The organism is Pontibacillus yanchengensis Y32 (assembly GCF_000770635.1).
Taxonomy (GTDB): domain Bacteria; phylum Bacillota; class Bacilli; order Bacillales; family BH030062; genus Pontibacillus; species Pontibacillus yanchengensis.
The window spans coordinates 1-24,868 of the sequence record NZ_AVBF01000028.1; the positions used below are offsets into that span (position 1 = coordinate 1).

25 protein-coding genes and 1 riboswitch are annotated in these 24,868 nt (G+C 38.7%); of the genes, 1 reads left to right on the forward strand and 24 read right to left on the reverse strand.

Translation table 11 applies throughout. The features are described 5' to 3' along the window. Positions 1 to 142: 142 nt before the first annotated feature. The 15 genes from N782_RS11000 to N782_RS11065 all read right to left on the reverse strand — a co-directional run bounded on the left by N782_RS11000 (position 143) and on the right by N782_RS11065 (position 15,582). Positions 143 to 1,246 (reverse strand): HD-GYP domain-containing protein, encoded by a 1,104-nt coding sequence (locus N782_RS11000; RefSeq protein WP_036819589.1) that lies wholly within the window; start codon positions 1,244 to 1,246, stop codon positions 143 to 145. A 189-nt stretch (positions 1,247 to 1,435) separates the two neighbouring features. Then, positions 1,436 to 1,753, reverse strand: a complete 318-nt coding sequence (locus N782_RS11005) for a YunC family protein (protein ID WP_036819591.1) — start codon at positions 1,751 to 1,753, stop codon at positions 1,436 to 1,438. A 56-nt stretch (positions 1,754 to 1,809) separates the two neighbouring features. Continuing rightward, the gene (locus N782_RS11010) at positions 1,810 to 3,204 is read right to left on the reverse strand and encodes a bifunctional metallophosphatase/5'-nucleotidase (RefSeq protein ID WP_036819594.1); all 1,395 of its coding nucleotides are present in this window, start codon (positions 3,202 to 3,204) and stop codon (positions 1,810 to 1,812) included. Positions 3,205 to 3,216: 12 nt separating this feature from the next. Continuing rightward, a complete protein-coding gene (locus N782_RS11015; protein WP_036819597.1) occupies positions 3,217 to 4,041 on the reverse strand; it encodes a sulfite exporter TauE/SafE family protein in 825 nt (274 codons plus the stop codon). Between the two features lie 801 nt (positions 4,042 to 4,842). After that, positions 4,843 to 6,138, reverse strand: coding sequence for a short-chain fatty acid transporter (locus tag N782_RS11020; RefSeq protein WP_036819731.1), 1,296 nt, complete (start codon positions 6,136 to 6,138; stop codon positions 4,843 to 4,845). Positions 6,139 to 6,361: 223 nt separating this feature from the next. Beyond that, entirely contained in the window at positions 6,362 to 7,759 is a 1,398-nt protein-coding gene (gene sufB / locus N782_RS11025) for a Fe-S cluster assembly protein SufB (protein WP_036819603.1), read from the reverse strand. 40 nt (positions 7,760 to 7,799) lie between these two features. Then, positions 7,800 to 8,237: a Fe-S cluster assembly sulfur transfer protein SufU gene (gene sufU, locus N782_RS11030; protein WP_036819606.1), complete on the reverse strand. Its 438-nt coding sequence runs from the start codon at positions 8,235 to 8,237 to the stop codon at positions 7,800 to 7,802. Then, a complete protein-coding gene (locus N782_RS11035) occupies positions 8,227 to 9,447 on the reverse strand; it encodes a cysteine desulfurase (RefSeq protein WP_036819609.1) in 1,221 nt (406 codons plus the stop codon). The genes sufU and N782_RS11035 overlap by 11 nt, the downstream gene beginning before the upstream one ends. Beyond that, the gene (gene sufD / locus N782_RS11040) at positions 9,447 to 10,766 is read right to left on the reverse strand and encodes a Fe-S cluster assembly protein SufD (RefSeq protein ID WP_036819612.1); all 1,320 of its coding nucleotides are present in this window, start codon (positions 10,764 to 10,766) and stop codon (positions 9,447 to 9,449) included. Before sufD ends, N782_RS11035 begins: the two co-directional genes overlap by 1 nt. A gap of 18 nt (positions 10,767 to 10,784) precedes the next feature. Then, positions 10,785 to 11,564, reverse strand: coding sequence for a Fe-S cluster assembly ATPase SufC (gene sufC, locus N782_RS11045; protein ID WP_036819615.1), 780 nt, complete (start codon positions 11,562 to 11,564; stop codon positions 10,785 to 10,787). Positions 11,565 to 12,146: 582 nt separating this feature from the next. Beyond that, positions 12,147 to 12,323 (reverse strand): YuzK family famiily protein, encoded by a 177-nt coding sequence (locus tag N782_RS21830; RefSeq protein ID WP_202595692.1) that lies wholly within the window; start codon positions 12,321 to 12,323, stop codon positions 12,147 to 12,149. A gap of 207 nt (positions 12,324 to 12,530) precedes the next feature. Next, positions 12,531 to 12,905 (reverse strand): carboxymuconolactone decarboxylase family protein, encoded by a 375-nt coding sequence (locus N782_RS11050; protein ID WP_036819617.1) that lies wholly within the window; start codon positions 12,903 to 12,905, stop codon positions 12,531 to 12,533. Positions 12,906 to 12,987: 82 nt separating this feature from the next. Next, entirely contained in the window at positions 12,988 to 13,878 is an 891-nt protein-coding gene (locus tag N782_RS11055; protein WP_036819618.1) for a MetQ/NlpA family ABC transporter substrate-binding protein, read from the reverse strand. 17 nt (positions 13,879 to 13,895) lie between these two features. Then, a complete protein-coding gene (locus N782_RS11060) occupies positions 13,896 to 14,564 on the reverse strand; it encodes a methionine ABC transporter permease (RefSeq protein ID WP_036819619.1) in 669 nt (222 codons plus the stop codon). Continuing rightward, positions 14,554 to 15,582 (reverse strand): methionine ABC transporter ATP-binding protein, encoded by a 1,029-nt coding sequence (locus N782_RS11065; RefSeq protein WP_036819622.1) that lies wholly within the window; start codon positions 15,580 to 15,582, stop codon positions 14,554 to 14,556. The genes N782_RS11060 and N782_RS11065 overlap by 11 nt, the downstream gene beginning before the upstream one ends. Before the next feature lie 332 nt (positions 15,583 to 15,914). After that, positions 15,915 to 16,022: riboswitch (SAM riboswitch) on the reverse strand. Between the two features lie 206 nt (positions 16,023 to 16,228). Between N782_RS11065 and N782_RS11070 the strand changes: the two genes are divergently transcribed. Continuing rightward, positions 16,229 to 16,642, forward strand: coding sequence for a TlpA family protein disulfide reductase (locus tag N782_RS11070; RefSeq protein ID WP_036819624.1), 414 nt, complete (start codon positions 16,229 to 16,231; stop codon positions 16,640 to 16,642). On the opposite strand, the gene N782_RS11075 is transcribed toward N782_RS11070, so the two are convergent. The 9 genes from N782_RS11075 to N782_RS11110 all read right to left on the reverse strand — a co-directional run bounded on the left by N782_RS11075 (position 16,643) and on the right by N782_RS11110 (position 24,818). After that, positions 16,643 to 16,966 carry a hypothetical protein gene (locus tag N782_RS11075; protein ID WP_036819627.1) on the reverse strand — a complete coding sequence of 108 codons (324 nt, stop codon included), beginning with the start codon at positions 16,964 to 16,966 and terminating at the stop codon, positions 16,643 to 16,645. A gap of 348 nt (positions 16,967 to 17,314) precedes the next feature. Next, positions 17,315 to 17,632, reverse strand: a complete 318-nt coding sequence (locus tag N782_RS11080) for a thioredoxin family protein (protein ID WP_036819630.1) — start codon at positions 17,630 to 17,632, stop codon at positions 17,315 to 17,317. Positions 17,633 to 17,650: 18 nt separating this feature from the next. Then, positions 17,651 to 18,007, reverse strand: coding sequence for a toprim domain-containing protein (locus N782_RS11085; RefSeq protein WP_052111304.1), 357 nt, complete (start codon positions 18,005 to 18,007; stop codon positions 17,651 to 17,653). A gap of 145 nt (positions 18,008 to 18,152) precedes the next feature. Next, positions 18,153 to 18,329: a DUF2553 family protein gene (locus N782_RS21290; RefSeq protein WP_152600761.1), complete on the reverse strand. Its 177-nt coding sequence runs from the start codon at positions 18,327 to 18,329 to the stop codon at positions 18,153 to 18,155. A 54-nt stretch (positions 18,330 to 18,383) separates the two neighbouring features. Next, complete coding sequence (gene gcvH, locus N782_RS11090; protein ID WP_036819637.1) at positions 18,384 to 18,767, reverse strand: glycine cleavage system protein GcvH; 384 nt, start codon at positions 18,765 to 18,767, stop codon at positions 18,384 to 18,386. A gap of 73 nt (positions 18,768 to 18,840) precedes the next feature. Next, entirely contained in the window at positions 18,841 to 19,197 is a 357-nt protein-coding gene (locus tag N782_RS11095; protein ID WP_036819639.1) for an arsenate reductase family protein, read from the reverse strand. 226 nt (positions 19,198 to 19,423) lie between these two features. Then, entirely contained in the window at positions 19,424 to 21,208 is a 1,785-nt protein-coding gene (locus N782_RS11100) for an acyl-CoA dehydrogenase family protein (protein WP_036819641.1), read from the reverse strand. A gap of 13 nt (positions 21,209 to 21,221) precedes the next feature. Next, complete coding sequence (locus N782_RS11105) at positions 21,222 to 22,397, reverse strand: acetyl-CoA C-acetyltransferase (RefSeq protein ID WP_036819644.1); 1,176 nt, start codon at positions 22,395 to 22,397, stop codon at positions 21,222 to 21,224. Positions 22,398 to 22,418: 21 nt separating this feature from the next. After that, the gene (locus N782_RS11110; RefSeq protein ID WP_036819648.1) at positions 22,419 to 24,818 is read right to left on the reverse strand and encodes a 3-hydroxyacyl-CoA dehydrogenase/enoyl-CoA hydratase family protein; all 2,400 of its coding nucleotides are present in this window, start codon (positions 24,816 to 24,818) and stop codon (positions 22,419 to 22,421) included. Between the last annotated feature and the right edge of the window lie 50 nt (positions 24,819 to 24,868).

Here is a 24,868-nt window from a genome sequence, read left to right on the forward strand (position 1 = left end):
CAGCCCCTTCCTCACAAAAGTAACGGATTCAGCTTCACCAGTTATTCAACATAATGGTGCTTATATAAAAGAACAAATAACTATTTCACCGTTATTTCAACAAACCTTAACAAAGCCTTATTAGTAAGGACATCGACCGTAATTAAACACTCTTACTTAATAGTGTAGTATCACAATCCATCACCACAAGATTAAGTTCCTTCGATAAATCAATTTCATAATATTCATGTACCGGATTACCATGCTCTTCTAAAATACGGATGAATGGACGATCGCTTAATTGAGTATTTTGTTTCGAGACAATTCCTTTCCTTCCATCACTTAATAGGACGGTTAACCCGTTTGGATAGACCGCTACACTTTTGCGGAATGCTTCAATCATATCAATATCAAATAGAGTCCCAGCACCTGAGTATAGTATCTCCAGACCTTCGTGTGGAAGCATTGCTTTTCGATACACACGATTACTCGTAACAGCATCAAATACATCTGCAATGCCTAAAATCTTGGCATAATAGTGAATATCATTTCCTTCTAATCCTCTTGGGTATCCGGAACCATTTAGCCGTTCATGGTGTTGGTAGGCACAGTGGGCAGCTACTAACGGCACAGTAGGAGCTTTTCGCAACATATTAAACCCAGCTTCAGAATGTTCTTTTACCTTTTGAAACTCATCTTCCGTTAATTTCCCTGGCTTGAACAGGACCTCTCTAGGAACTAATGTCTTTCCCACATCATGAAGCATAGCTCCATAACCTAATTCTTCTAATCTTTTAGGTGGTAATCCTAATTCAGTACCTAGAGCCAAAGCATAAATCGTTACATTTAAAGAATGGGTGAAAATATAGTCGTCATATGTAAATACATCAGAAAGTAAATTAATTACTTCACGATGCCCTTGCACCTCAGCCAAGATGTGTTGAACTACATTCATCATTTTTTGGCCAGTTCGATCAAATATAAATGCGTTAGCGATATCATCCGTTTTCTTCATGGTATCAAATGTACTTTTTATTGTATTGATAGCATCTGTTCTAACCCGATCGGAGACAGGATAGTTCGTTTCAATATCTGCGGTTAATTCATCCTCTATATAGACGTAGGTTATGCCTATATCATTTAACCGCTCAATCATTCTTTGTGTTAAGGATACCCCTGAATTTATTAATATTTGGCCATTTTCGTTATAGATAGTTTTGGATAGCTCATCACCAGGAGCTAAAGAAAACGTTGAAATGAGTCTCATGATATCCTCCAACTTCATGTAAATGAATCGCTCTTATGTTTCTATGCATGCTCCTAATTAAACGAGTTGCTAGTTTTACGTTACCTACTTTTTATAAGTAGTACCATTGTACGTGCAAAAAAGAACCTGTTACTTATTTACATCAAACAGGTTCTTAAGGTTCATTACTTTCGTATTATAAAAATTATACTATTTTCTGTCTTTTTCGACAAGCTTAAGCAAAGCGTCTTTCCCAATCATACCCTCAAACCATCCTATATTCTTTGCTCCGATAGTGACTTTTTCCAAAGGTGCTTCTAACAATTCATCAATAGAACGCACCCCTACAGCACGAGCCGCTACAATATTTCGGTCTGCTAACTTCTCGTTAAGAAGATCCACATCAAGTGCCCCACACATGATATAACCATCATCATTGCTAACTACAAGTAAGTTGGTTTTTGGAAGTTTTACTGAAATAGCTGTAAAAGGTATACCCTCAATAAAAACAGGTTGAACAGTTACCACCTATACCACACTCCCTTCTTCTACACAGTATGTTGAAGAAGGGAAAAGGTGAGCAGTTACTGGGTTATTCTAGTGATGGTATGTGTTAGCAAATCTCTTAACAATTCTGGCATGTAGTATTGCTTTGATGGACTGTGAGAGATTTCAGGGAGTAACTTTCCAAATGTAAAGGTATCCGCCGTAGCTACTTGATACGTCTTATTCAAATCAATTGCTTCCCCTTGTAACGTCACTTTCTTTACGTGTTCTTCTCCCTCACTATCGGTTTGTGTCTCAACATCGAGGCCAGAAAAAATCATTCGTCCTATTATTTCACCACGGAATCCAAAGCCTTTTAGCTTTAATTCCATAAACCGTTTCGCATGAGCTTGACGAACCACCTCAAGAAGTTCATCTCCTTGTAATGCTACCTTGCATGGATTCATTGGATGGGGACAAATCCGGTGAATATCCCCTCTCGTAACGTCTCCTTGACTAAAACCATCCAATAAGACTCCAGCATTAAGCATGGCACAATCAGCATTTGTCCAATCCTTCAGAGTATGGACTAGTTCCTTCATAATATAGGACTCCTGAAACCAATTCACATGTAAAGGGGTATATAAATGGGCAACTGGTTGTTTTAAAATAGCATCTGCCTTCGCTTGATACTCTGCTAATTGCTCCTCTGTTACTTGGTCCTCATCTGTGTAATTAATTTCATATGCATACGCTTGCTTTTGGTTAAGCTGTTTTCGCTCGGTATCCCAAGAAAGAACAACTTCTCCAACATATACACCGTGCTTTCCAGCAGCTGTAAGCAACGTATTATTGATTTTTTCTCCATCTTTAAATAAGTGATGCGTGTGTCCTCCTATAATAAGATCAATATCGTCGTATCTGCGTGCTATTTCTTGATCGTCGTTGATCCCTAAATGAGACAAAAGAACCACAATATCCGCTTGTTCCTTAACTTCTGTTACTATTTGATCCAGCAACTCAAAAGGAGAAGTTACATCCCAACCTAATAACTCATAAAAGGCTTTAAATGGTGCTGTTAATCCAATTAATCCAAGTGTTGTCCCACTTTCCGTTGTCTTAAATGAGTAAGGCTTTAACCAGCTTGGATCCATACCATCTTTGTTTGCTAAATTAGCACAAACGACATCAAAGTCAGCTTGATCATATAGCGTATATAGGTCCTCATGCGTAAGTGTTATTCCCTCATTGTTTCCAATTGTCGCTACATCATAGGAAGCGTTATTTAAAAGCTCTACGTTCGCTTTCCCTTGCATCGCTTCTGCAATTGGATGAAATCGATCCACATGGTCCCCAATATCAATTAGAAACATCGGTTCGTTCCGCTTTTGATGATGCAATCGTTGCTTTTTCCAATGACCTACAATTTTTGACCAATTCTCAAAATGACTATGTAAATCGTTGGTATAGTAAAGAAAAATGTTCTCTTTCATACAATCTACTCCTTACCCTATACCTTCCCAAATCAATCGAATACCAATCAAAATGAGAAGAATCCTTAAAGTCCAAACTATTGTTTCACTTTTCATCCTTTGATTTACCTTCGCGCCTAATGTTCCACCAACCCAAGCTCCCGGTATGAATAGAAGCGTATAAAACCATGCAACATGTCCTAATAAAATGTGAGTGGTTGAACTAAGGAGGCTCATGAAGAATATCATAAACATGGATGTTGCTGTCGCGATATGTGGTGGAACTCTAAACAATAAAATCATAGCAGGGACCATTAATGATCCGCCCCCGATACCAAATAAACCTGATAATATCCCTACTCCAAAAGCCATGAGGGCTCCTAATAGTATTGGAATGGAATAGTGGTAGGTATGGCCATCTAGCTCAATAGAGCGATGAACATATAGCGATCCTTTACGATGAGCTTGAGGCTTTGTTTCTCTTTTACGTAAGAAAAATAATGAAGATACAATAATCATAAGAATTCCAAACAAAAGAGTGAAGGGCTTCACTTCTATGAATTGATTCAACCAGGACCCTAAAATCCCACCTGGAATACTTCCAACCAAGAAGACAACACCACTTTTATAATCAATACGTTTACTCTTTAAATACGAAATAGTGGAAGATAGCCCTGTAAACACCATTACAATTAAGGATATTCCTACAATTTTTTGTGGGGTTACCCAGGAAAAAGAATCCAAAAAATGATTTAAAAATAACAAACTAGGCACCAAGATGGTTCCTCCACCTATGCCGGCTATACTTCCAATAAATGCAGTAAAGAAACCAATAATGATAATAAGAACTGCAATCACTTATAATATTCCTCTCTATTCTAACTCTAATTCTACGTTTATCTTATCATCTTTCCTTATATAAAAACATGAATCGATATTAAAATGTCCTTCTCTTGTTCACCTTGCCCCATTATGTTGAAGACTTGGGTTCGAGATAATCTTGGTATTTGCTTAGAATGAGTAATGTTTCCGTAGCTTTTTAGAATAAAGGTATTGATATTACAAATTAGTACTGAAGTATTTGAAGCTAACAATACTGTCTCACCTATTTTAACGGACATATAATCTCTTATTTCATGAAAAAACGCTATTTATAGAAGTTAACGGACATAGGATACCTTATTTAGCTAAATCCCCCTTCATAAAGGCCGTTTACTTCAAATAAGGTATCCTATGTCCGTTGTGTACCGAAAATCGTCCATATTGGAGATAATAACGCATCCTATGTCCGCTTTCACATTAAATTGTTCCGTAAACTCTTCATATAAGATATGCTTCCGATTCAAAGCAAATAAAGCAACAAGTATTCCTTAGATTCGATAGCAATACTTGGCCAGGGTTGGGTGGGACATTGCGTGACAACGTTGAACCACCCTAGGTCGGGTAGCAGGAAAGCGAGTTGTTTCCCATCTCCCCCTACTCTTTTTACGCATCGGACCACCCCAATTATCTCAAAACCAAGTCTTCAATATTATGCCTCAATCCCTATATAAAACTATATAAATAAAAGCACCCTGAAAAGAAACTTATTCTTAACAGGGCTCCATTAATTCACATTCACCATATAACTCCTAATATTTTTTCAAGCAATTTATTGAACTATAAGAGTAATAACCCAAGCGAAATGATTACACCACTAATAAATAATACAATTAAACAATATCCCATTATATCTTTTGCTTTTAATCCAGCAATTGCCAAAGCTGGTAATGCCCAAAATGGTTGAATCATGTTTGTCCAAGCATCACCCCAAGCCACAGCCATTGATGTTTTAGGGATGGATACATTTAGCTGATTGGCTGCTTCTATCATGATAGGTGCTTGGACTGCCCATTGTCCTCCTCCAGAAGGGACAAAAAAGTTGACGATACCAGCACTAATAAAAGCAAAGAATGGAAATGTAAATTCAGTAGATATGCTAACAAACCACTGTGACATTTCCTTTGCTAATCCAGACGCAACCATCATCCCCATAATACCAGCATAAAAAGGGAACTGAATAATAATGCCACTTGCGCCTTTAACAGCTTGTTTAACTGTATCGATAAATAGTCTAGGAGTTCCGTGAAAAAGAATACCCAAAAATAGAAAGCCAAAGTTTACGATGTTTAAATTTAGTTGAAAACCATTATTTACGAAATAGTACAGTAAAAAAGCAATACCTAAAAGACCCGTGCCCCATGCCAGCACTTTACTATTCTCAAGCTTATCGGCAGGAGTTGTCTCTTCATACTCTACTGTTGATGCCTGCATATCAGTGTCTTGTTCTAATAATGATTTATCAATCTCTACTACCTGATCTTGTGGAGGCGCCATTCTTTTATTTAATAGCGGTAATATAATAAACAAGCTTGCGACTATTGCTAGGTTAAAACCTGCAAAAATGGTTTCACTTGTTGGAATAACCCCGATAATATCTGATGTAAAATGCCCTTCTGTAGCAATGGTAAGAGGAATAGAACCAGCTAGCCCAGCATGCCATACAAGAAAGCCTGAATAAGCACTAGCTATTAGCAGTCGATAGTCCACATTGTTTACTTTTTTAGCAAGCTCTTTCGCAAACAACGCTCCTATGACTAAACCAAAACCCCAATTAATCCAACTTGCTAATAAAGAAACGAAGGTAACAAGTAAAATAGCTTGTCCAGGATTATTGGCTTTTGATGCTAAACCGCTTAACCCCTTTTTAAACAGGTTACTACTTGCCAATACATAGCCCGTTACGAGAACTAACACCATTTGCATTGAAAATGATAATAAGTTCCAAAAACCTTCTCCCCAATATTGAACCATCTGTACTGGAGAACTATTCGTAATGATGAGTCCCAATAACAACACGACAAATGTCAAAATAATTACAAAGACAAAAGGATCTGGCAAATATCTTTGCATCATACGATTCGACGCTTTAATTGCACCTTTTAACAATTTTCTCCCTCCCGCGAAAGCGTTTTCAAAATTTCTTGTAATGATTAAATATGTAAATGAATTATATGGTGGTTTACAAATTAACAGATTGTTCTAAGTTTTTCAATTTTTTATTACAAAATGGTTGGGTGTTCTTTCAGCCATAAAAAAAGAGCTACCCTATTAGGATAGCTCTTTTCATCTATACTTCTTAACCGATTGAACCTTCCATCTCGAATTTGATTAGACGGTTCATTTCTACGGCATATTCCATTGGTAGTTCTTTTGTGAATGGCTCGATGAAGCCCATTACGATCATTTCTGTAGCTTCTTGCTCAGAAATACCACGGCTCATCAAGTAGAACAATTGCTCTTCAGATACTTTTGAAACTTTCGCTTCGTGCTCTAATGAAATGTTTTCGTTCATGATTTCATTATAAGGGATTGTATCTGATTTAGATTTGTTGTCCATGATTAGCGTATCACATTCAACGTTTGAACGAGCACCTTCAGCTCTACGGCCAAACTGTACGATACCACGATACGTTACGTTACCACCTTGCTTGGAGATGGACTTAGAAACAATTGTGGAGGACGTGTTCGGTGCTTGGTGAATCATTTTCGCACCAGCGTCTTGGTGTTGACCTTTACCGGCTAATGCGATAGAAAGTGTCATACCACGTGCGCCTTCACCTGCTAGGATAACAGATGGGTACTTCATGGTTAGCTTAGAACCTAAGTTACCGTCTACCCATTCCATTGTCGCACCTGCGCCAGCTTTTGCACGCTTCGTAACTAAGTTGTACACGTTGTTTGCCCAGTTTTGGATGGTCGTATAACGGCAATATGCATTATCTTTAACATAGATTTCAACAATTGCACTGTGTAGAGAGTTAGTTGTGTAAACTGGAGCTGTACAACCTTCTACATAGTGAACAGATGCTTCTTCGTCTACAATGATAAGCGTACGCTCAAACTGTCCCATGTTTTCTGAGTTAATACGGAAATAGGCTTGAAGAGGAGTGTCCACTTTTGCACCTTTTGGAACGTAAATGAAAGAGCCGCCGGACCAAACTGCAGAGTTAAGAGCTGCGAACTTGTTATCAGCAGGAGGAATGATTTTACCGAAGTATTCACGGAAAAGATCCTCGTTTTCTTTAAGTGCTGTATCTGTATCCTTGAATACGATACCTTGATTTTCTAAGTCTTCCTGCATGTTATGGTACACAACCTCAGATTCATACTGAGCAGATACACCTGCAAGATACTTTTGTTCAGCCTCTGGGATACCTAATTTATCAAACGTTTGCTTGATTTCTTCAGGAACCTCATCCCAAGATCGCTCTGTATGCTCAGACGGTTTTACATAGTACGTAATTTCATCAAAGTCTAGCTCATTTAAATCGCCGCCCCACTGAGGCATTGGCATTTTAAAAAATTGTTTAAGAGCTTTCAAACGGAAGTCAAGCATCCATTCTGGCTCATCTTTTTGGTTCGAAATCTCACGAACAATATCTTCTGTTAGACCGCGTTGGGTACGAAAGATGGAAACGTCTTTATCATGAAACCCATATTGATATTCGCCAACTTCTGGTTCTTTCTTTGCCATCGATCAAAACCTCCTTTAGGTAATAATCACAGAGCTAAGGTTACTCTTTCTCTTCCACACCTTGTTCCATGGCCTTCCATGGCAGGGTAGCACATTTAATACGTGCTGGGAATTTAGCAACACCCTGTAATGCCTGAATATCGCCTAGCTCATCCATGTCCTTATCTATTTCTTTTCCCTGCATTATATCAGAAAAAACTTTGGACATCTCTACTGCATCTTCTACTTTTTTTCCTTTTATAGCTTGCGTCATCATAGAGGCAGATGAAAGAGAAATGGAACAGCCTTCCCCATCAAATTTTGCATCCTCTACAATTCCGTCTTGTACTTTAAGTTGTAATTGAATTCGGTCACCACAGGTAGGGTTATTCATATCTACTGCCAAATGTTCACCCTCTAAAGACCCTTTGTTACGAGGGTTTTTATAATGATCCATAATGACCTGTCTGTACAGTTGATCGAGATTATTAAAAGACATCTCCGAAAAACTCCTTCGTCTTTTGTAATCCATCGACAAATGCATCAACATCTTCTTTCGTATTATACATATAGAAACTAGCCCGAGCAGTAGCTGATACATTCAACCATTTCATTAATGGCTGTGCACAGTGATGACCTGCACGTACTGCAATTCCTTCTGCATCTAATACGGTCGCCACATCGTGTGGATGGACATCATCTAGGTTAAATGTAATCAATCCAGCACGTTCCTGTGGTCCATATATTGTAACACCTTCGATGGACTTCAGTCGATCCATGGCATACTGAGCTAGGTCTCTCTCATGAGCTTCAATGTCATCCAGACCCACTTCTTCAAGAAAGTCTATTGCAGCTCCTAGACCTATTGCGCCAGCGATGATTGGAGTTCCACCTTCGAATTTCCAAGGTAGCTCTTTCCATGTAGAATCGTACCAATTTACGAAATCAATCATCTCGCCACCAAATTCAACTGGCTCCATTTTCTCTAGTATATGCTTTTTGCCGTAAAGCACTCCGATACCAGTAGGACCACCCATTTTGTGTCCAGAGAATGCGAAGAAATCACAATCTAAATCCTGAACATCAACGCGCATATGCGGAGCACTTTGAGCTCCATCCACTAACATAACGGCACCGTGTTCATGCGCAATATCTGTAACCTCTTTAATAGGATTAATTGTCCCTAAGACGTTAGAAACATGCATCATGGCAACGATTTTCGTGTTATCCGTAATGGTATCTTTCACATCTTCTAAAGAAATGGTTCCATCTTCTTGTAAAGGGATATATTTAAGCGTTGCTCCAGTAGCTTTAGCCGTTTGTTGCCAAGGAATAATATTACTATGGTGTTCCATTGGTGTAATGACAATTTCATCCCCTTCTTGGAGATTCGTTCTGCCATAGCTATATGCTACTGTGTTGATGGATGTCGTTGTTCCTCTAGTGAAGATAATTTCCTGGGTGCTTTTTGCATTAATAAAGCGTCTTACTTTATCACGGGCACCTTCATACCCGTCGGTAGCTTTCGTACCAAGGGTATGAACGCCGCGATGCACATTAGAATTGTATTCTTTATAATATTGATCAATGGAATCAATAACTTGTTGTGATTTCTGAGAAGTTGCAGCGCTGTCTAAATATACTAAAGGATGGCCATTTACTTCCTGATGCAAAATCGGGAATGATTGGCGCACTTTGTTTACATCCATTAGTATACCTTCCTTTCAATTACTTCACGTAGCTGATTTTTAACGGCTTCAATTGGAAGCTGTTTCACAACTGGAGCTAAGAAACCATGAATAACAAGACGCTCAGCTTCTCTTTGTGGAATACCACGGCTCATTAGATAGAACAATTGCACCGGATCCACTCGACCTACAGATGCAGCGTGACCAGCTGTAACATCATCTTCTTCAATTAGAAGAATAGGGTTAGCGTCTCCGCGGGCATCCTTACTAAGCATCAATACACGAGATTCTTGCTCTGCGTTTGATTTTGTAGCCCCGTGTTCAATCTTTCCAACACCATTGAAGATAGAGCTAGCTTTATCTCTCATAACACCATGTTGTAGGATATAGCCTTCTGATTCCTTACCATAGTGAACAATGTTTGTAGTGAAGTTTTGTTTTTGATCGCCACGACCTACAGATACGGTTTTCGCATCACCGTATGCGTTGTCTCCCATTAGGTAAGTGAAGTTTTCACTAACTGTATTACCGTCATTCATTTGGCCTAATGCCCATTCTATACGAGCATCACGATAAGCAACGCCACGACGATTTACATAAGTGGTAGTGCCGTGAGCAAAGTTATCAATCGCTCCAAATGAAATCTTTGCATTATCTTTCGCAATCGCTTCAGTAACAATGTTAGCAAATGTCTCTTCGCTTTCATTATGAGAAATATAGTTCTCAACGTACGTTAGGGTACTACCTTCTTCAGCTACAACCAACACATGGTTGTTTAGACCTGCTTCTAAATCTTCTTGCCAAAAAATAGATTGAATTGGTTCATCAACTTGTACATTTTTTGGTACGTATAAGAAGATACCACCGTTCATTAAAGCAGCATGTAATGACGTTAGACGGTTTTCATTACTTTGAACACCATCTGTCATATAGTATTTCTGCACTAATTCACTATGCTCTGACATAGCTGTAAAGATATCAGTGAAAATAACACCTTTATCTTTAAGATTTTGCGATAGAGCTGAATAAGCAACAGAATGGTTACGTTGAATGATTAAATTCTGATTCGCATCTTCCTTATCATCCTGATCCAAAAAGCTTTGGATTGATTCAGGAAGTTCATCTAATGAAGAAATGGCTTGACCTTCAACATCGTGAGTGAAACGAGAGAAATTCCATTTATCAATCTTCGTTTTGTCAGGCTTAGGCATTGGTAGCGAATCAGCTTCCTCCAACGCGTTCACGCGAAGGTCGGTCATCCATTTTGGTTCGTTTCGTTTCTCTGAATATTGGGTGACATATTGTTTGTCGTATGGAAGTTGTTGAATTTCAACAGTCATGATATCCCTCCTAACTGATTACGCTTCGATTGTTTCGTCTTCAATGCCTAGCTCTTGCTTAATCCAGTCATAGCCTTCTGCTTCTAGACGCTGTGCTAGTTCAGGGCCACCAGATTTCACAATACGACCTTGCATCATCACGTGCACTTTATCAGGTGTGATATAGTTCAATAGACGCTGATAGTGAGTGATAATTAGGCAACCGAATTGCTCGTCACGCATCTTGTTAATGCCTTTTGCAACTACTTTTAGTGCGTCGATGTCTAGACCAGAGTCAATTTCATCTAGAATTCCGATTTCTGGTTTAAGCATCATAAGTTGAAGAATTTCGTTACGCTTTTTCTCGCCGCCTGAGAATCCTTCGTTCAGGTAACGTTGTGCCATATTTTTATCGATATCAAGATAATCCATGCTTTCGTCCATTTCTTTAATGAACTTCATAAGATTAATCTCGTCGCCTTCTTCACGTTTAGAGTTAATGGAAGAACGTAGGAAATCGGATGTTGTTACTCCGGAAATTTCACTTGGATACTGCATGGCTAGGAATAAACCTGCTTTAGCACGTTCATCAACTTCCATCTCTAGAACATCTTCTCCATCAAGTGTAATAGAACCACTTGTAATTTCATATTTAGGATGTCCCATGATCGCTGATGCAAGCGTAGACTTACCTGTACCGTTTGGTCCCATTACTGCATGGAATTCGCCACCCGTAAGTGTAAGGTTTACGCCTTTTAAGATTTCTTTACCTTCAATTTCTACATGAAGATCTGTAATTTCTAGAGTTGATCCTGCCATCTAAATACCTCCAATATCATGTCTTTTATATGCTTCGATTTGAGGACCTCATGTTTCATTCTCAATCTATTCTCATTAACAATCTTATATCAAATTAAAATTATTATCAACTGTTTTCCCTTACTGGAAACTATTTGACGTATTCACCTGCAAACAAGTGATTTCAAATGAGAATAAGGTCTAGTTTCTTCCTTATTATAATGTAAAAAACACTACTTCCATATGATAACAACTTCTATATGGTTTGAAAACAAGTAGGGATATAGCTACAATTTTTAGCAACCAAATATACCAGCTACTATCTTCACAATAAAAACAGGCGACCTCTTGTCGCCTGTTTTTTTATTGTCTAGCGAAATTATAAAATTCAATGCTTGTGTATAACTGAAAAAGTGAAGTAGCCACGTCCAGCTCCAGCGCCCAGCGACTAGCAAACTTCCTGCACCTCCTTACGATAAGTCAACATCGAATCGCTACCGCTCTTCGTGTTTCCTTTATCTCATACGGAGCCGTCCAGTTTGTACGTCGCTAAGCGGGCGCTTGCGCTTTTGTTCTTTATTTCATGAATGTATAGATAGATTCTTAGCGATGTATTTTCCGATCAACTTCAGCTACGATTTTTTGACTTTGTTCAAACTCTTGCTGTCGTCGTTGTTCAACCTTTAACCTTTGGTCTAATCGACGACTGTATTCCGCGTAGCCCATACCATGAGATTGGTGCATTGCCTTTTCCATCTCATTTGTGTAATTTAAGTTCAATTGGTCACTAATAGTGAATCCATCCCTTCAAATTTATCAATCTTTACGAAATAAAGTTTACCATAGGGATGCTATCCTCACAAAAGGCATTTACACCTATATTCAGTTATTTGTAAGTGAGATATTACGAACAGAATTAATACCTAGACACACCATATAATTCATCGCAGTTTCTTTCATTTGCTTACAATTATTCAAGTTTTGTTACTAGTGTTTATTTTCTTGCAAATCATGAATGCTTTCTTGCACAAGGGTTACAGCTTGACTTAAAGCTGCTCCTCCACCAAATGCAGCAGAGACTCCACATGCTTCCATCATTTCTTCGTAAGAAGCACCATGATCAAGGCAACCTTTTGTGTGGTAGATCATGCAATACTCATCTTGAGCTACAACACTAATTCCAAGCGCAATCAATTGCTTTTCTTTTTGTGACAATGTTCCTTCAGCAAAACATGCTTCTGTAAACTTACTAAAATGATGGGCTACATCAGGTAAATGTGTAGAGAAAGTTCCCATTCCATGCTTATAGTCAAATAACGCTTGCTCGCTCGTATTCATTGCTTGGTGTTGTTTTTGGTCCATAAAAATCCCTCCAAGGATAATAATTAACTACGAATAGTATGACCTACATACTATGGATTATCCATGGAGGGAATGAAATTACTTATTTACTTACAGGGACGATGGCGCCATTGTATTCTTCTTTCATAAATTGCTTAATTTCTTCAGATTGAAGAACCTCTAGAACTGTTTGAAGTGCTTCGCTATCTTTATTTTCCGACTTCGTTACTAGCAAGTTTGCATAAGGTGATTCTGCACCTTCCATAAATAGAGAATCTTCCGTTGGATTTAAACCAGCTTCAATCGCATAGTTCGTATTAATCGCTACCAGTGCATCTTCTTCACGCTCATAGTTCTGAGGTAGTAATCCCGCATCTACATCAGCAGAAAACTCAAGATTCTTAGGGTTTTTAGCGATATCTTCTATTTTGGCACTTTGCTTATCTATGCCTTCTTTTAACTCAATAATACCTTTTGATTCGAATAGAGAAAGAATACGACCATGGTCAGCTACAGAACGGCTCATAATTACTTCCGTTCCTTCTGGAATCTCGTCAATGCTGTTGATACTTTTAGAGTAAACTCCCATTGGTTCGATGTGAACTGGTCCAATACTTGCAAAGTCATAACCGAATTCTTTTTTCTGATCTTCTAAATAAGGTGTGTGCTGAAAGTAGTTAGCATCGATAGCGCCACTAGATAGATCTTTGTTTGGTAAGATGTAATCCTGGTACGTTTCGATGTTAAGTTCAATTCCTTTTTCCTTCAATAGTGGTTTAGCTTCTTCAAGAATTTCTGCGTGTGGTGTACTTGAAGCTCCAATCTTAAGTTCTTTTACTTCCTCACTTTGTTGCTCAGAAGAAGAACCTTCCTCAGAAGCTGAGTCGGATGTACTTCCGTTTGATGATTCTTCGGAGTTACCCTCGGACGTTCCACAAGCTGCTAGTACTAAAATAAGTAGAGTGCTTGCTAATAATGTAAGAAATTTTTTCATGATTTCTCTCTCCTTTTTTATCTTTTATCTAATTTATTTGATACATAATCGCCTAGAAATTGAAATAGGAAAACGATTAGTACGATTAAAATGGTACTTACTAATACAACATCAAAATCCCATCTCTGGAAACCCTTCAAATATGCTAAGTCTCCCAAGCCACCTGCACCAATAACGCCTGCCATCGCTGTATAACTAATAAGTGCAATAGCTGTAACCGTAATTCCGGATATTAAGGCAGGCATGGATTCTGGTAAGAGAACTTTGAATATTATAGTTGATGTCTTTGCGCCCATACCTTTTGCTGCTTCAATGACACCTTTGTCGACTTCTTTTAATGCTATCTCGACCATCCTTCCATAGAATGGAGAAGCTCCTATAATCAATGCTGGTAACGCTGCATTGGGTCCTCTTATTGTTCCAATTAAAAATTCCGTGAACGGGAATAACAAGAGAATTAAGATAATGAATGGAATAGCTCTAAACACATTGACTACTGTCGCTACGATGAAATTCAGTATTTTATTAGCCCATAGCCCATCTTTTGCAGTTAAATATAAAAGTAAGCCTAGAGCAATCCCGAAAATAAATGTTCCCAATACAGAAACGCCGGTCATATAAATAGTTTCCTTTGTTGCTTCCATTAGATCTGCCATTTTTACATTTGGAAATAAACTACGAAGCATCTGGATTCACCTCTACTTTTACCGATGTTGCAGAAATATACTGTATCGCTTCTTGGATAACGGATTCTTCTCCAGTTAGGTGAACAACTAAGGTTCCATAAGCACCTTTTTGAGTTTGAGTAATTTTCCCCTGCAGAATATTAATGGAAATGTCGTACTGCTTTGCGACTTCACTAATAACTGCCTGATTCGTCTTCTCCCCTACAAAGTGAAGTTTTAGTATATGACCTGAATCATAATGAGTGAGAATTTCCTGTAATGAATCATCCTGGTCTCGATCACCCATAACTTGTTCCACAAAACGCTTGGTTACCTTTTGTTGAGGGTTGCGAAATACATCTAATACATCGCCTTGTTCCACAACTCTTCCTTCTTCCATCACCGCTACACGATTACTAATTTTTCGGATAACGTGCATTTCATGTGTTATAAGAATGATGGTTAAACCAAGCTTTTTATTGATATCTGTTAGAAGATCTAAAATAGAGTCTGTCGTTTCGGGATCAAGTGCAGAGGTTGCCTCGTCACATAAAAGAACCTTAGGTTTATTTGCTAGTGCTCTGGCAATACCCACTCTTTGCTTTTGCCCACCACTAAGTTGAGATGGATACGCATTCTCTCTACCAGATAATCCAACTAAATCAACAAGTTCATTTACCCGTTGCTCCCTTTCTTGCTTAGGAACATTGGCTATCTCCAGTGGAAAACCGATATTTTCCTTAACTGTCCTTGACCAAAGTAGATTAAAGTGTTGGTAAATCATCCCTATCTCTTGCCTTGCTTTTCGAAGACCTTTACCCCTGAGCTTCGATATATCATTATCATCTATCACTATTTCACCGCTAGTTGGGTCCTCAAGGCGATTGAGTAAACGAATAAAAGTACTTTTACCAGCTCCACTATATCCAATCACACCAAATATTTCGCCTTTTTCGATATCTAAGCTGACATCATCAACCGCTTGAACATTTCCTGAACTGGATTGAAATACTTTTTGTAAGCTTTTAATTGAAATCACGGTCGATTTACCTCCCTTTTGTTCCGATTATACTGATAAATTTACTTGGATTTATTGATAAAGTGTTAGAATAAGGATTATAAACTCCTTAGATAATGAACAAAAGCTCGGGGCACCTTGGTCACCCCCTCGGGGTCTTAAGGCAAACCTCGAAGTGGCGTTTTTTGCCACAGCGAGGATTGACTTAAGACCCCGAGGGTTAGGCGCTGGAGCTGGACGTGGCTGCATCACTTTTTCAGTTATACCAAGCATTGAATTTTATAATTTCGCTAGACGAATAAAAAACCTTTCTGCCCGAGAGGACAGAAAGGTTTATATGTAAACAATTCGTCCTCTCATCTATCTAAGTCTTAGACTTAGCAGGATTTGGCACCTTTCAAACAATGTTTGATGGTTGCCGGGCTTCATAGGGCCAGTCCCTCCGCCTCTCGTGATAAGAGATTTACGTTCTTTATTTAATTAAAACATTAACTTAGTTATTCACTAAAGATGATTCTAGCATGGTAAACATATATGGTCAAGATATAAATTTTAATTTCAATATCTTCCTTAATAATGTGAAATAGTATGTACGAGTTGCTTCTGATTGCAGTGTGATTTATGCTAGCATGTATAGAAATTATCGTCAATATAAAGGAGTTTGATCATGAAAGCCCCTACTTTTGAATTACAAGACATGAATGGACAAACATATAGTTTAGAAGAAGATTTAGGGAACAACGTTGTGCTTACATTCTGGACGTCATGGTGTCCTGATAGTGCCCGAGATTTACCTAAAAAGGAGCAACTCTTCCAGTCAATGGACCATGAAAAAGTAAAGATGATTACGATTAATGTAGTCGGAAGAGAACGAAATGCCCAAGAAGGTATCGATTACGCAACTAAATTTTTGACGCAACCAACCCTTTTTGACCAAGGAACAGAAGTCTATGACGCATATAACTCCCAGGGGGTACCTACCACTGTCCTCATAAATAGAGAAGGTGAAATCGTAAAACAATTTGGTGACAAAGCTCAGTTCCTAGACATTGTAGAGGCTATTGGAAGTGAACTTGTTTAATTAGGCAGAAAGATGAAAAAGTGCTTCAATTAGCAAAACGTCTTTATACCGCCCATTCATTTTAATTAAATGAGTGGGCACCTTTAATAACTTCATTTCTCCACTCCAGATTAGCTGTAACGTATAACTATCCGCTTCAACCATTACCTGGACATTGCTATCTTTCCTATTATGAACAAACAATTTACCGTTATCTATCTCTAGACAGACTTGCTCTGCATTACTGTAAAACGAAACCAACAACGACCTATCTTTTAGTAAAGGACCTAAATCACTACGCTTTTCTACCCTTTCCAGCCATGCGTACAATTCCTTGGCATTCATTGGCCCACTCCTTTTTTCAAAGTGACTAAAGTATAGCTACACCGCCTACCTCGAACTTTTCTTATTAGGTTATTGCTTGTAATTTCTCTACAAAAACACAATATCCTCTTTGGTTCACAACAATCTAAAAACTTCTCGCAAACCCTGTCGAAATATTTCCCGAGAAATATGTAACAAGCAACTCTTATGTCGAATTTGAAAGAATATGATACAAGGTAATGGTGATTGTCTATACAAATAACAAGAAGTAAGGAGTTTACTAAATAATCCAAGTTTAAAAAAGGCAATACAAAAAGAGCACCGAATATCTCTACATTCGATGCTCTCTCTAATCAAATTATGACTTTATCACAAATCTTCATATTCACTAATCTTATCGTACATGTGGGGTACAGAGTGGAAAGCATATACTTTCTCCTCCACATCCATTCCATTGGTAATCAATAAACAAGGAACACTTTCAATTTGAAAATGTTGCATGAAAGTTGGATGGACAGATGCGTTTAACTCATTAAGTGTAAGCTCTTCTTTGGCAGCCTCGAGTGTTTCTAACATCTTCCTAGCAATATGGCATGTACCACAAAAGGGGCTATGGATAAATGTCATTTCATACGTTTTGGAACTTTTCTGCAAGGCTTGAAAAGGATTTTCTTCTAAAAATTGCATTGTTATATCACCTTTATCTTACGTCAAAAAAATAGGATCTACAGAGATATGTCTGCTTACTAGTGCTGAGGCTAATTCAGGTTCAGGGGTTGCCGCCACTTCTCTAAATGACTTATCAATGTATATGTGCTCGGCATGAGGTAATTCGAATGATAGCTGTTTTCGTAATTTATGACCGGAGTCATCTTCATCTACAAGAATATATACATTTTTATTATCTAGATCATATTCAAATATCAATTCTTCAAGTCTTTCAATCCCCAGTGTTCCGTTGGTGCAAATGATATCAACCTGTTCATTTAATATTTTTTGAATTTGTTTCTTGTCTGTTCTACCTTCAACAATAATCACTTTATTAAACTCACCCATATTCATCACCTGTTCTCTGCTTTTCTCTTTCCTTTAGTTTATGATGTTATGAACAATAATTCCAATAAAAAATACACTTTTCAGGAAAAGAATGAGAAACATTATATATTTAGGTAAAAGAAATGGCAGTGGATTCCCACTGCCAAATCGTTTAGCACCATCCATTCTCATCATCACAATCAACGTACTGGCGCACCTTAGCTGGGTCAGCTGTGCCTCTCCAACTTTCTTTTGCCTTTTTGGTTACGTTGCTTTGAAGAGATGAACGGTTTTGAGTTTGTTTCGTAGTCCGTTGTTTAGGATTACGATTATTATCTCTTGAATCCATAGCAAACCACCCCTCATGTATAGGGTATCCGTTTTACTATAGACTATGTTTTAATTAATCTTCATCAATCATTTCTTTGTATTGTTCATCAGACATTAATTCTTCAAGCTCGGACATGTCTGAAGGCTCAACAAGAATCATCCATGCTTTATCATATGGAGATTCATTTACAAATTCAGGACTGTCATCTAGCTCGTCATTAACGCCGACCACTTTACCACTTAGTGGAGCATAAAGTTCAGAAACTGTTTTTACAGATTCAACGCTACCAAAAGGATCGTCTGATTTAATTGTGTCGCCTACTTCTGGTAATTCAACAAATACGATATCACCTAGTTCGGATTGAGCATGGCTCGTAATCCCGATACGTACTTTATCTCCTTCTACTTTCACCCATTCGTGCTCTTCGGAATAATACAATTCTTTTGGTACACTCATGTTAAACCCTCCATTTTCTGCTTTTCATTTCAAATTTATTAAACATGGCTTAAGAAGCCAAATGTTTTGCTCATTACGTCCAAGTATTTTCAAACGAATCTTCTTTAAAACCAACTGTCACTTGCTTACCATCTGTTGCAATTGGGCGTTTTAGCAACATACCATCTGAGGCTAGCCACTCTACCATTTCTTCCTCGCTTGCCTCCGGTAGCTTGTCTTTTAACCCTAGTTCCCGGTACTTTTTACCGCTCGTATTAAAGAACTTTTTTGCAGGTAGATCGCTTTGGCTAATCAAAGATTTAATTTCCTCTTTAGACGGTGGATGCTCTACAATATGTACAGGTTCATATTCAACGTTATGATCATCCAGCCATTTTTTAGCTTTTTTACACGTACCACATTGAGGATACCAATAAAATGTTAATGCCATCAACATCCCTCCTTTTCTATGGATGTTCATATTTTACCATAGATCTATATCTCATCCTAACAATGAATGAGGGATAGATAACTCTTTTTTGGTATTACCATTCTTTGACGGATTAAAACCTAAATATAATTGATATGAACAAAAGCTCGGGGCGCCAGAAATTTATATTTTCTTTACTCACAAACAAGGTAGGCTCACAATACGAGCCTACCTCTAGGATTAGTCATTATCCTACATATTTTTCTTCTTTAATGATGGTAGCTGCGACTTCACGCTTTTTCGTGATGACATTAATTGGTGTGTGACGAGTTAATTTACGAAGTGCAGATAGCATCATGCGTAAAGAATCTCCTTCTTCACTTGCAATTAACGTTTCCTTGGCATGAGCTTCGATACGGTTGAATGCTTCTTGAACGTATACTTGGGTCATAAGAAGCTTTTGTTTGTTTTTCTCTTCACCCGTTCTTTGAATGGCTTTTTCAGTTCGTAACACTGTTGATTCCATATTGTAGATTTCACCCACAATATCAGCAATGTTAACTAGAATTTCTTGTTCATTTTCAAGCTTCTCGCCATATTTCTGTGCCGCTAAACCTGCTGCTAGTAAGCCGATTTTCTTGGCATTCTTTAATAAATACTTTTCTTGCTCTAACGTTTCCGTTCCTGGCTCTTCAGGCATCATCATCATTAATTCTTCCTGTAGGCTTTCTGCTTTTTGAAGAAGAGGAAGTTCGCCTTTCATCGCTTTTTTCATTAGCGTTCCAGGTACGATCATGCGATTGATTTCGTTGGTACCTTCAAAAATGCGGTTAATACGAGAATCGCGATAAATTCTTTCTACTTCATACTCTTGCATAAAACCATAGCCACCATGTAGCTGTACCGCTTCATCGGAAACATAATCTAATAACTCTGTGCCAAATACTTTCGTAAGAGAGCACTCAATTGCATATTCAGCAATTGCTTTTGCTACCTCTTTCCCATCTTTAAGCTCTTCATCTGACAATTTACCCATGCGTTGTTCAAATAAGCCAACTGTACGGTAAACGGCACTTTCATTGGCATAGATATTGGAAGCCATCGTACCTAGCTTTTCTTGGCTTAGTGGAAAACTCGAAATGGCTGTTTTAAATTGCTTACGTTGATTCGCATATTTTACTGCTAATTCTAGCGCTCGTTTAGAGCCACCCACACCACCAATTGCAAGCTTGTAACGACCAACATTCAAGATATTGAATGCAATGACGTGACCTTTTCCAATCTCTCCAAGCACATTTTCTTTTGGCACTTCTGCATCCTCAAGAATTAACGTACGAGTAGAGGAACTCTTGATTCCCATCTTTTTCTCTTCTGGGCCAGTAGATACACCAGGATAATCACGCTCTACAATAAACGCTGTAAATTTATCGCCATCTATTTTCGCATAAACAACGAATACATCCGCAAAGGCTGAGTTTGTGATCCATTGTTTTTCACCGTTTAAGATATAGTGCGTACCTGCATCATTTAGTTTAGCTGTCGTTTTGGCACCAAGCGCATCGGAACCTGAACCTGGCTCAGTTAGAGCGTATGCTGCAATTTTTTCACCAGTTGCTAGCACAGGTAGATATTTTTGCTTTTGGTCTTCATTTCCAAAGAACACAATAGGTAAAGATCCAATACCAACGTGTGCACCGTGAGTGACAGAAAAGCCACCGGCTAGTGAGAATTTCTCTGTAATAAGAGAAGAGCTAATCTTATCTAAACCTAGCCCGCCATACTCTTCAGGAACATCCGCACCTAACAGTCCTAACTCTCCTGCTTGTTTTAATAGAGCTACGGAATGCTCAAATTCATGGTTTTCAAGATTTTCAATTTTAGGGACAACCTCGCCTGCAACAAAATCTTCTGCAGTCTTGGCAATCATCCAATGTTCGTCTGAGAAATCCTCTGGTGTAATAACATCATCAGCTGTTAAATCCTCTACTAAAAAGCCCCCGCCTTTAAATACTTTCTCTTTTGTTTCACTCATACTGTTTCCTCCTCTATATTAGTTCAAAGACTCCGGCAGCGCCCATTCCGCCACCAATACACATTGTTACAACACCAAATTGTTCATTACGACGTTTCATTTCATGGATTAAACTCAACGTAAGTTTTGTACCTGTACATCCTAGTGGGTGACCAAGTGCGATGGCTCCGCCATTTACATTGACTTTCTCTTCATCCAGTCCAAGCTCTCGAATGACTTGAATGGACTGTGAGGCAAATGCTTCATTTAATTCAAATAGTCCAATGTCTTCCTTATTAAGACCAGCTAGCTTAAGCGCTTTCGGTATCGCTTCGACAGGGCCAATTCCCATGATTTCTGGTGCTACTCCAGCTACTGCAAAGGAGTGGAATTTCACTAAAGGTGTTAACCCTTCTGCTAAAGCCTTTTCCTTTTCCATAACAAGTACAGATGCTGCTCCATCACTCATTTGCGACGAGTTCCCTGCTGTAACAGATCCATTAACCTTAAATGCTGGCTTCAACTTAGCAAGCGTTTCCAAGTTTGTTCCTGCTCGAACACCTTCATCTACACTAAAGGTCGTTTCCTTTTCTTTAATTTTGTTGTCAGAACCGATGCTTCTCTCTATTACATCAACTGGAACAATCTCATCATTAAATTTACCTTCTTGAATGGCTCTTGCAGCTTTTTCGTGACTTCGAACAGCAAAAGCATCCTGTTCTTCTCTCGTAATTCCAAACTGTTTAGCTACTTCTTCGGCAGTGTATCCCATACCCATATAATATTCAGGTGCTTGTTCCACTAGCTTTACATTGGGCTTTACGACATGCCCAGGAACAGGTACTAGACTCATAGATTCTGCTCCACCTGCAATAATCGTGTCACTGTAACCTAGCATGATTCGCTCAGCAGCATAGGCTATACTTTGTAACCCACTGGAACAATAACGATTAATGGTGATAGCAGGCACTGTATTAGACAGACCCGCTAAAGCTGAGATGCTTCGAGCCATATTTGTACCTTGCTCCGCTTCTGGAATGGCACACCCAATAATGACATCATCAATATTCCCTTCGTATCCGCCGGCCCTATTCAATGTTTCTCGAATCGTTAGAGCAGCTAAATCATCCGGACGTGTATTCTTAAGTGTCCCTCTATTTGCTTTCCCTACAGGTGTTCGTGCACCTGCTACGATGACAGCTTCCTTCACAGTTCTTCCCCCTTATCGCAATTAGTTACGCAATGGCTTACCTTTCATAAGCATATGCTGCATGCGTTGTTGTGTTTTTGGCTCACCTACAAGACTCAAGAATGCTTCGCGTTCTAAGTCTAATAAATAGTCTTCATCAACAAGTGTATGTTGAGGTACATTTCCACCAGCTAAAACAAAAGCAAGTTTCTGCGCAATTTTAATATCATGCTCGGATGCATATCCGCCGAATCCCATTGTCTTTGCTCCAAGTAGCATCGTTGCATACCCTGGCTCACCAACTACTGGGATTTTTGTACGTTTAGGTGGCTGATAGCCTGATTTCGCTAAGCCAAGTACCTTCTGTTTCGCATCGTGCAGCAGGTGATCCCCATTCACACTAATGGCATCCATTTGGTCTAAGAATCCTGCCTCTCGAGCTTCTTCAGCTGATGTGGAGACATTTGCTGTAGCAATCTTTTCAAACACTTCATTCGTAACCTTCTGTAAATCAAAATCCACACCTTCAGGAATGCCTCTAAGATGCTTCAAGTATAGTTCTTTGTTTCCACCACCACCTGGAATCAGGCCGACACCAGCTTCAACAAGTCCCATATATGTTTCTTGAGAAGCTTGAATAGCGCTAGCAGGTAATGCGATTTCAGCTCCACCACCTAGTGTCATTCCGAAAGGAGCAACAACTACCGGTTTATTAGAATACTTCATATTCATCATTGCTTGCTGGAACTTTTTAATGACCATTTCAATTTCTACAAAATTATAATCCTGCGCTTCCATTAAAATCATGCCTAAGTTAGCGCCAACACAGAAATTCTTACCTTGGTTTCCTATCACTAAGCCTTCATAATTTTGTTCCACTTCCTCAATGGCGTAGTCCACCATTTGCATGATATCTAAACCGATGGCGTTACTTTGGGAATGGAATTCAAGTAAGGCTACACCATCACCGATATCGATGAGGCTAGCACCTTTGTTTTGTTTAATAACACCTTTACGTTCCTTCAAACGACTAAGATGAATTTCTTTTTCATTAAAGGTCTGTTGCTTGTATTCTCCGTTATGATAGTAGTAAACGTTTCCATTTTCATGTTTATAAAAAGTAGAAAATCCTTTTTCCAACATTTCTTCTACCCATGCAGGGACGGTATGACCTTCTTCTTTCATACGTGCTACGGACTTTTCAACACCTATTGCATCCCACATTTCAAATGGACCTAACTCCCATCCAAAGCCCCATTTCATAGCGTCATCAATAGATGGTATATCATCTGCAATATCACCTAATAATTCAGCTGAGTAAATCAGTGCAGGTTTGGTGATGTTCCATACTAAATCTCCAGCTCGATCACCTTTAGCAGATACAAGTGCTTTTAATTTTCGTTTGGCGCCTTTTTCTTGTTTTGCCATTTCTGTTGCGCTTGTTTTCAGCTTTTTGCGTTCTTGATATTCGAGTGTATCTGGATTTAATTCGAGAATTTCGCTTCCTTTTTCACCTTTTTGTTTCAAGAAAAAGCCTTGGCCACTTTTCGAACCTAACCAGCCCTTTTCTTGCATTGTTTTCATGAATTGTGGAGGGTCAAAAACGTTTTTCTCTTCTCCTTCCACTTGATCATACACATTTTTAGCAACATGTAAGAAGGTATCCAATCCAACAACATCTAGAGTTCGGAATGTTGCACTCTTCGGTCGACCTATCATAGGTCCTGTTACAGAGTCCACTTCTCCTACGCTATAATTACCTTTCACCATTTCTTGGACGGTAACAAGAAGTCCATACGTACCAATTCGGTTAGCGATAAAGTTAGGAGTATCCTTCGCTTCTACTACTCCTTTGCCAAGTACATCCTCACCGAACCGCTTCATAAATGAAAGAATCTCTGGATCCGTCTCTTTCGTAGGGATAACCTCTAATAATTTTAAGTACCGTGGTGGGTTAAAGAAGTGAGTACCTAAGAAATGTTTCTTAAAGTCCTCAGAACGTCCTTCTTTCATTGCCTCTACTGAGATACCTGATGTATTGGAACTAACAATTGCTCCTTCTTTTCTATACTGGTCAACTGAGGTGAATACTTTTTGTTTAATTTCTAGATTCTCAACGACAACTTCAATAATCCAATCAGCTTCTTGTAACCGCTCCATATCATCTTCCATATTTCCAGTTTCAATAAGATCTAAATTTTTCTTGCTTGTTAATGGAGATGGTTTTTGCTTTAAAAGCTGCTGTTTACTCGTTTCACTTATTCGATTCCGGACCTTCGGATGTTCAAGCGTGAGGCCTTGCTTTGCCTCCTTATCTGATAACTCTCTAGGTACAATGTCTAGCATAAGTGTTGGAATGCCTACATTAGCTAAGTGCGCCGCAATGCCAGCCCCCATGACACCGGAGCCTAAGACGGCCGCCCTTTTGATTGTTCGCTTCATACCAGTTCCCCCTATCCTTTGAATGAATACTCATTCATTTTACTGCAAAA

Bases quoted from the DNA above. Each gene is read 5' to 3' on its own strand.
- N782_RS11000 (WP_036819589.1), bottom strand. From the start codon at position 1,246: ATGAGACTCATTTCAACGTTTTCTTTAGCTCCTGGTGATGAGCTATCC.
- N782_RS11010 (WP_036819594.1), bottom strand. From the start codon at position 3,204: ATGAAAGAGAACATTTTTCTTTACTATACCAACGATTTACATAGTCAT.
- N782_RS11020 (WP_036819731.1), bottom strand. From the start codon at position 6,138: ATGATGCAAAGATATTTGCCAGATCCTTTTGTCTTTGTAATTATTTTG.
- sufB (WP_036819603.1), bottom strand. From the start codon at position 7,759: ATGGCAAAGAAAGAACCAGAAGTTGGCGAATATCAATATGGGTTTCAT.
- sufU (WP_036819606.1), bottom strand. From the start codon at position 8,237: ATGTCTTTTAATAATCTCGATCAACTGTACAGACAGGTCATTATGGAT.
- N782_RS11035 (WP_036819609.1), bottom strand. From the start codon at position 9,447: ATGGATGTAAACAAAGTGCGCCAATCATTCCCGATTTTGCATCAGGAA.
- sufD (WP_036819612.1), bottom strand. From the start codon at position 10,766: ATGACTGTTGAAATTCAACAACTTCCATACGACAAACAATATGTCACC.
- sufC (WP_036819615.1), bottom strand. From the start codon at position 11,564: ATGGCAGGATCAACTCTAGAAATTACAGATCTTCATGTAGAAATTGAA.
- N782_RS11050 (WP_036819617.1), bottom strand. From the start codon at position 12,905: ATGGACCAAAAACAACACCAAGCAATGAATACGAGCGAGCAAGCGTTA.
- N782_RS11055 (WP_036819618.1), bottom strand. From the start codon at position 13,878: ATGAAAAAATTTCTTACATTATTAGCAAGCACTCTACTTATTTTAGTA.
- N782_RS11060 (WP_036819619.1), bottom strand. From the start codon at position 14,564: ATGCTTCGTAGTTTATTTCCAAATGTAAAAATGGCAGATCTAATGGAA.
- N782_RS11070 (WP_036819624.1), top strand. From the start codon at position 16,229: ATGAAAGCCCCTACTTTTGAATTACAAGACATGAATGGACAAACATAT.
- N782_RS11075 (WP_036819627.1), bottom strand. From the start codon at position 16,966: ATGAATGCCAAGGAATTGTACGCATGGCTGGAAAGGGTAGAAAAGCGT.
- N782_RS11080 (WP_036819630.1), bottom strand. From the start codon at position 17,632: ATGCAATTTTTAGAAGAAAATCCTTTTCAAGCCTTGCAGAAAAGTTCC.
- N782_RS11085 (WP_052111304.1), bottom strand. From the start codon at position 18,007: ATGAATATGGGTGAGTTTAATAAAGTGATTATTGTTGAAGGTAGAACA.
- N782_RS21290 (WP_152600761.1), bottom strand. From the start codon at position 18,329: ATGGATTCAAGAGATAATAATCGTAATCCTAAACAACGGACTACGAAA.
- gcvH (WP_036819637.1), bottom strand. From the start codon at position 18,767: ATGAGTGTACCAAAAGAATTGTATTATTCCGAAGAGCACGAATGGGTG.
- N782_RS11095 (WP_036819639.1), bottom strand. From the start codon at position 19,197: ATGGCATTAACATTTTATTGGTATCCTCAATGTGGTACGTGTAAAAAA.
- N782_RS11100 (WP_036819641.1), bottom strand. From the start codon at position 21,208: ATGAGTGAAACAAAAGAGAAAGTATTTAAAGGCGGGGGCTTTTTAGTA.
- N782_RS11110 (WP_036819648.1), bottom strand. From the start codon at position 24,818: ATGAAGCGAACAATCAAAAGGGCGGCCGTCTTAGGCTCCGGTGTCATG.